Genomic DNA, 7272 nt, shown 5'->3' on the forward strand with positions numbered 1-7272 from the left:
TTGTAACTAATTAGTGAACTGTTCAGAAACTCCCCAAAAGCTGCTAGCGTCAAACAAAGGATAAAATATCGTTGTGGACTTTCGAGCTTGAAAACCCGTTCTAATTACTGGCAACTACTGCCTTATATCCGCCTCCAGTGGAGAACCATCGTCAAGGGACTTATTGGAATCTTGGGATACGTGCTGGCGACATTAGTGTTGATAAATCTTGCCGGTAAATTGGCAATTCCCTTTGCACAAGGTAATGTAGTAGCGATCGCTGAAATAACTGGTAGCTGTGCCTTAGTCTTTCTTGTCAGAGGCTTGTTTCAGTCTATACAAGATATGTACATGGCAAAAGCTTCTTTGCGAGTTGCTTTTTATCTCCGCCAGCAAGTCTACGCCCATCTGCAAAAGCTAAATCTCAGCTATTTTGAAACCGCAAAAGCAGGTGATTTATCTTACCGCCTCACGGAAGATGTTGACCGCGTTGGCGAAGTGGTAAATAAGGGATTTCACGACTTTATCCCCTGCATTTTGCAGTTGTTGGCAATTCCGATTTACATGATTTACCTGAATTGGCAACTGACACTAGCAACAATCATAGTTGCGCCCCTGATGGGTATTTTAGTTGGCTGGTTTGGTGAACGGTTACGCAAGTATTCCTTAACAAGTCAAAACCGCGTGTCGGGTTTATCAGCCATCCTCGCGGAAGTTTTCAACGGTATCCGGTTGGTACAGGCTTTTGCTGCCGAAAATTACGAAATCGCCCGCTTTGGACATGAAGCAGAACGCAGTCTCAAAGCTAAATACTCAGCTGAACGCCTGAAAGCGATTCAGATTCCTATTGTGGGGTTTCTGGAAGCCTTAAGTGCTTTATCGTTATTGATTGTGGGAGCGTGGCAAATTTCCCAAGGTAACTTGACAGTGGCGAGTTTTTTCAGTTATTTGGCGGCGGCGGCGCTGTTAATCGATCCCATTGGTCATACTACTAATAATTACAACGAATTTAAGCAGGGTGAAGCATCTGTTGACCGCGTTTTTGAATTGATGGCAATTCAGCCGACGGTGATCGAAAAGATAAATGCGATCGCTCTGCCTCCAGTCAATGGCAAAGTAGAATATCGTCATATTTCCTTTGCCTATAAGCCAGGTGAACCCATATTAAAAGATATCAGTTTATTGGTATTGCCAGGTGAAGCGATCGCTGTTGTGGGTGCTTCTGGTGCTGGTAAAACCACCTTTGTCAACCTTCTCCCCCGTTTTTACGACCCCGAAGTTGGTCAAATATTTATTGACGATGTTGATATTCGGGATGTGAAGTTGCATAGTCTGCGGCGACAAATTGGGATTGTTCCTCAAGAAACCATCATGTTTTCAGGGACAATTGCCCAAAATATCGCCTTTGGACAAAAAGCTTTTGACATGGAAGCAGTGAAAGAGGCGGCGAAAATTGCTAATGCTCATCAGTTTATTAGCCAACTGCCAGAAGGTTATCAGACCTGGGTGGGCGAACGTGGCGTAAACTTATCAGGAGGACAAAGACAAAGAATTGCGATCGCTCGTGCTGTTCTGCTCAATCCCCAAATCTTGATTCTTGATGAGGCGACATCAGCATTAGATTCTGAATCGGAAGCACTGGTACAGGAAGCGCTGGAAAGATTGATGCAAAAACGCACAGTGTTTATTATTGCCCATCGTTTGTCAACCGTGAGACGGTGCGATCGGATTTTAGTTCTCGAACAGGGACAAATTGTCGAATCGGGAACCCATGAAGAATTATTAGCCCTACAACATCGCTACGCGCGGTTTTATGCCCAGCAATTTAGTTAGGAGTAGAAAAGACACAGAGGGTTAAGGAAAAGTTTAGTTTGGTATGCATCGCTTGGTAGGTAACAGCAAAACCACCACCACCCAAGTATTTTTCTATTTTGTATTTGTCGTTAAACCTCATCTATGTTGAGAACCGTAGTTTTTGCCCTCACCCTAAATCCCTCTCCCAATTTTGGGAGAGGGACTTTGAAATTCTGGCTCCCCTTCTCCCAGACTTGGGAGAAGGGGTTGGGGGATGAGGGCAAATCCTTTTTATTAGGGATGAACTACAGGTTTCAAGATAGATGTGGTTTATATATTAGCTGTCCGTCTCGCCAGAACATACGCCCAGATTTATTAATAACTAATGTTGATTGTGACACGCTTTTTGTGAGTTATCTGGTTGGTGTTGCTAAATAAGCTCACGCAGAGACGCAGAGAGGAAGGTTGAGGTCTTCTGGCTACTGCTGAACTAACTATTGGAGTCGTAAAAGCTACTAATGCGACTTGAAAACCAACTATTGGAGTTGCAAAACCGACTAATGCAACTTGAAAACTAACTATTGGAGTTGCAAAAGCTACTAATGCGACTTGAAAACCAACTATTGGAGTTGCAAAAGCTACTAATGCGACTTGAAAACTAACTATTGGAGTCGCAAAAGCTACTAATGCGACTCTAAAACTAACTTTTGCATAAGTCTAGGCTATTACCTATTTTGTGGTTTAGCGGAAGATGATGGCGTTTGTTGTGTTGGGCGATTGGTAGGGACTGCCGCGATACGTTCAAAAAATACAATATGACGCGATCGCAGAAGTTGTGTTATAAAAACGGGCAAAGTCTTACAAAATAACAAAATCTTCACTATGAAGCTTTTTCGTTAAATGCGTAATTTCTCCACGAATGGAATCAAATGCTACTGTAAGCAATTAAGCTTTAGCGTTTAATCTTAAAAAATAGAAAAAATAATGTTAAGTATCCCTATTAACCTAAATTTACCTCGTACACCCCGCTTAATAACCTCCTTACCTGGGCCTCGCGCTCAAGCAATTGTACAACGCGATCGCGCCGTCACTTCCCCTTCTTATACCCGCGATTACCCGTTAGTTGTATCTCGCGGTCAGGGCTGTATGGTAGAAGATGTAGATGGTAATGTATTTCTGGATATGACCGCAGGTATAGCCGTTACCGCCACCGGACACGCCCACCCGGAAGTACTCAAAGCAATTCAAGAACAGTCGGCGCGTCTGCTGCACATGTCAGGGACGGATTTTTATTATGAACCAATGGTGGAATTAGCCGAACAATTAGCGATTCGCGCCCCTTTTCCTCAACCACACAGTAACAGTGCATTTCCGGCAAAAATATTTTTCACCAATTCCGGGGCAGAATCTAACGAAGGAGCGATTAAACTAGCTCGATATTACACCAAGCGATCGCTAATTGTGGCCTTCTTAGGTGCATTTCACGGACGCACTTATGGAGCAATGTCTCTCACCGGTTCCAAAGCAGTGCAGCGAGAGAATTTTGGCCCTTTAGTTCCTGGGGTAACTCATATACCCTACGGCACTCACGCCAGCTTAGATTACTTAGAACAACAGTTATTTGGGACAATTTTACCACCACAAGAAGTAGCTGCGATCGTAGTTGAGCCGATTCAGGGAGAGGGTGGATATATCGTACCAGAGGATGGTTTCTTAAAACGGATTCGGGAGATTTGCGATCGCCACGGTATTCTGATGGTAGTGGATGAAGTGCAAGCGGGGATGGGGCGGACTGGTCGCTTATTTGCGATCGAGCATTGGGGTGTGATGCCTGATATTATTACTACTGCTAAAGGTATCGCCAGTGGTCTACCATTAGGAGCGATACTTGCCAGACCAGAGTTAATGACTTGGCCTCCAGGTTCTCATGCTACTACATTTGGCGGTAATCCCGTTGCTTGTGCTGCTGGTATTGCCACACTGCGACTGCTAGAAAGTGGTGAGGCAGCGCTGCGGGAGGGTTTCCCTCCACAGGCGACTGCGAACCCGAAGGGTTTGATGGCTAATGCTACCCAGATGGGAGAATTATTACAAGCTAGTCTTACCCAGTTGCATCAAAAATTTCCTAGAGTATCGTTGCCACGAGGTAAAGGTTTGATGGTTGCGGTGGATTTATTGGATGAACAAGGTAATCTAGATCGTGAATTACGCGATCGCATTATCCAAGAAGCATTTTTACGCGGTTTATTATTGCTAGGTTGCGGTAAAGCAGCAATTCGTTTCTGTCCCCCTCTAGTTATCGACAGCGACCAAATTCAAATAGCCCTTCAAATTATCAGCAAGATTTTAAATTTTTAAAAGATTAGGACTTACGCATTGACAGAAAACAATAAATATATATCGCGGAAAAACCATATTTATCGTAGGGGTTTAGCATTGCTAAACCCCTACCCCACGGTTAATTCATCGGTAAAAATATAATTAGTCAAAGTCTCAAACAAGCTATTTCGGTGAAAGTATACCATGACTAATTTGTACAGTGCGTAAGTCCTAAAGATAAAGGCGACAAGGGGAAAAACCATACCCAATTCCCAATGCCCAATGCCCAATGCCCAATTCCTAACACTTTATGAAACCCGACATAGCCCTTAATTTATGGAAATTACTTTGGCAAGATTACATCACCAGAGTAAATTATGCTCGTACCTACCAGCAAATGATTACTGCTGTGGGTGGAACAGTTGCAAACGACCACATCGCCTTTCGGTCTTTGCGTTTATTAGTAGATAGTCCGCAGGGTGAAGTTAACTTAGGAATTGACTATCTCGCACAACTCGCAGAAGCTTTAGGTTATGTGGCGGCTGGAGAGTATAATTTTTCTCAAACTCATCTCTATGCTCGTCATTATCATCATCCGCAGCAAGAGGAATTTAACTTACCCAAACTCTTTATCAGCGAATTGATTGTTGATGAATTGCCTACTAATATTGCCCAACTCATCTCTAAAACAGTATCTGCAATCCCAGACAAACTAACCTTACCTCTTCCTCTTCTACAAAAAGACGGAAACATTGAAACCATCGCCAAACAACTCCAGCAAGTCTTTAATCGTCCTTGGCAACTTCCCAAGCGTTCTGTTCTCGAAGAAGTGAATCAGGTTACTCAGTATGGGGCTTGGGTGTTACTGCATGGATATGCTGTTAACCACTTTACAGGCTACGTCAACAGACAGAACAGCCCAGAATATCCAGATATTGATACTACCGCTAATGGTTTGACTAATCTGGGTGTACCAATGAAAGCAGAGATAGAAGGAAATGTTGCTTGTGGTTTGCGGCAAACTGCAACTCAAGCAGTAACAGAAATGGTGACAGTATTAGATGATAACAGTGGCGCAGAGATTCAGATCCCTTGGACTTACGCTTATTATGAAATTGCCCAGCGTTATCTAGTAGAAGTGGAATCTGGAAAGCAGGTACTTTTCGATGCTTTTTTAGGAAGCAATGCCCAGCAATTGTTTGAAATGACTCGTCTATCTAAATAGCCCAGAGTCAGCTTCACACTTCGGTTAGCACAGGAGACTCAACCAATCGCCGTCTCTACTCAAGCATGTGTTGCAATCATTACCCCATGCCCCATGCCCCATGCCCAATGTCCGTGTATCAACGCAAATGCTCCCGGAAATACTCAGCGTAAAGTTGACAACGCGGTAACACCATACGCCCTTCCCGACGCACTAAACCTGCACCCCGGAGGCGAAAGAAAATTCGCTCATCTTCGCAGATATTCTGGCGAATTATTTGAAACATTGCTTGAACCAACTCCTGTTTGTTATGCAACCGAAAGAGATGATTACGCAGATGATTGCCAAAGGGGCCATTATCAGTAGTGGCCTTGGCAAATAGTTCGGTAGCAGAGAGGCGCTGGCTAGCAACTGAGTAGAGTGCAAGGCGGATTAAGTAAGGATGTCCCCCTAGTAAAGCGATTAATTGCTGTTCTTGGCTGGAGTTGAGAGGGGAATGGTGACGGCGGTTGAGGTCAGCCACCTGTGCGGCTGTAAAGTCTTCTAAATCAATTACTTGCCCAACATTAAAGGGAGATTGGTTGAGATTATCTATTAGCTGGTAGGGTTCGGTGGAAGTAACCAGCGCTAAATCCAGTTGCTTCCAAATGGCAGCAGTGGCGCGGCTGTTATGCCAGCTTCGCAGCATTCCAAAGAAATCAGAGCGAAAATCAGTATCAAAGACCCTTTCAACTTCATCCATCGCCAAAACAAGAGGCTTGCCAAACTCCTTTAGTAGGTAGCGACCGACATAGCGGGTACTGCGCTGACTATTGCCCAACGGCATATTCCAATATTCATCGACTTTATCAGTCATATCCAGTTCATCAGTTAACCAAGTACAGAACTGGCGAAAGAAGAGTTCAGCATTAGTTAAGGCGGCTTTATCAAACAATTGAAAATCCAGCAAAGCAACTTGCTTACCTGCATTCACAGCAGTATTAATTGTGCGGATTAGCAGTGAACTTTTGCCCATTTGCCGGGGGCCTTTAATGGTAATTGTCACACCCTGCCGCTCAATCGTCTGCAAAGCAAGTGCATCAGATGAGCGTTCTACGTAAAAATCAGATTGTGATTCCATTGTCCCTTCCGGCATTTCTAGGGAAACGGGCTGTGCTGAAGGAAAGGGAGGGGGTAGGGATGATGGCTGACTTATTTGGAGTAATTCTGCCTTAGATTTTTCTTCACCAATAGCCAATGCACCGCCAGAGACAGCTTGCAACAATTCATCTATCAAACGGGGTGTATCTTCTGCATCTTTCCAGAACGCCCAGTTAATCCCATTTAGATAGGCACTCAAAGGATAGACGAACGGTTCTTGATATGCCAGACGCACTGGGAGAATCATCGGGCATCCTTGCTGTGATTTTGCCAAGTGGTGTGCTGTCTCGATTTCTGCCAACACCATCTCGCTTTGGGTTGATAAGGCGGAAAGAAAAGTAATGAAAAAATCAGCTTGGCGGATTTCTGTTTCAATACGTTCAGCCCAGCGTGTGCCAATGGACATCCTTTGGTCGATAAAGACTTTGTGTTGCTGCGATAGCGCCTGGAAAACTTGCGATGCTACTGGCTCATCTGGATGAACATTACGCTTATAGCTGATAAAGATACGTTTAGCCTGTGAATTTGACATTACTATAGGAATTCGCTTTGATTTGGAGAATTTAGTTGGCTTAAGAGGCAATAGGCAAGAGGCAACGGTAAAGAAGGATTTTATTCACAGTGGTATCAGTTAAACACACTCTACTACAGCGTCGTTGCACGCAATTACCGACAGCACAAAAAAATTGCCCGCGAGTATCAAATACTCGTTAACGGAGATAAAAGGTGGATTCATCCAGTTCAAATACTCGTTAACGGAGATAAAAGGTGGATTCATCCAGTTCAAATACTCGTTAACGGAGATAAAAGGTGGATTCATCCAGTTCAAATACTCG

5 protein-coding genes are annotated in these 7272 nt (G+C 44.0%); 3 read left to right on the top strand and 2 right to left on the bottom strand.

The features are described 5' to 3' along the window. Nucleotides 1–87: 87 nt before the first annotated feature. The 3 genes from V7K38_RS10525 to V7K38_RS10535 all read left to right on the top strand — a co-directional run bounded on the left by V7K38_RS10525 (nt 88) and on the right by V7K38_RS10535 (nt 5317). Nucleotides 88–1812, top strand: coding sequence for an ABC transporter ATP-binding protein (locus V7K38_RS10525; protein ID WP_334857570.1), 1725 nt, complete (start codon nt 88–90; stop codon nt 1810–1812). A 945-nt stretch (nt 1813–2757) separates the two neighbouring features. After that, nucleotides 2758–4131, top strand: a complete 1374-nt coding sequence (locus V7K38_RS10530) for an acetyl ornithine aminotransferase family protein (RefSeq protein WP_334857572.1) — start codon at nt 2758–2760, stop codon at nt 4129–4131. A 271-nt stretch (nt 4132–4402) separates the two neighbouring features. Beyond that, a complete protein-coding gene (locus V7K38_RS10535) occupies nt 4403–5317 on the top strand; it encodes a DUF1338 domain-containing protein (protein ID WP_334857573.1) in 915 nt (304 codons plus the stop codon). A 118-nt stretch (nt 5318–5435) separates the two neighbouring features. On the opposite strand, the gene V7K38_RS10540 is transcribed toward V7K38_RS10535, so the two are convergent. Together V7K38_RS10540 and V7K38_RS10545 are read right to left on the bottom strand one after the other, a co-directional pair. After that, entirely contained in the window at nt 5436–6968 is a 1533-nt protein-coding gene (locus V7K38_RS10540) for an AAA-like domain-containing protein (RefSeq protein ID WP_334857575.1), read from the bottom strand. Between the two features lie 99 nt (nt 6969–7067). Further along, nucleotides 7068–7272: hypothetical protein (locus V7K38_RS10545; protein WP_334857577.1), on the bottom strand; the 205-nt coding region annotated here is incomplete at its 5' end.

This window comes from Nostoc sp. (assembly GCF_036917465.1).
In the GTDB taxonomy this organism is placed as follows: domain Bacteria; phylum Cyanobacteriota; class Cyanobacteriia; order Cyanobacteriales; family Nostocaceae; genus Nostoc.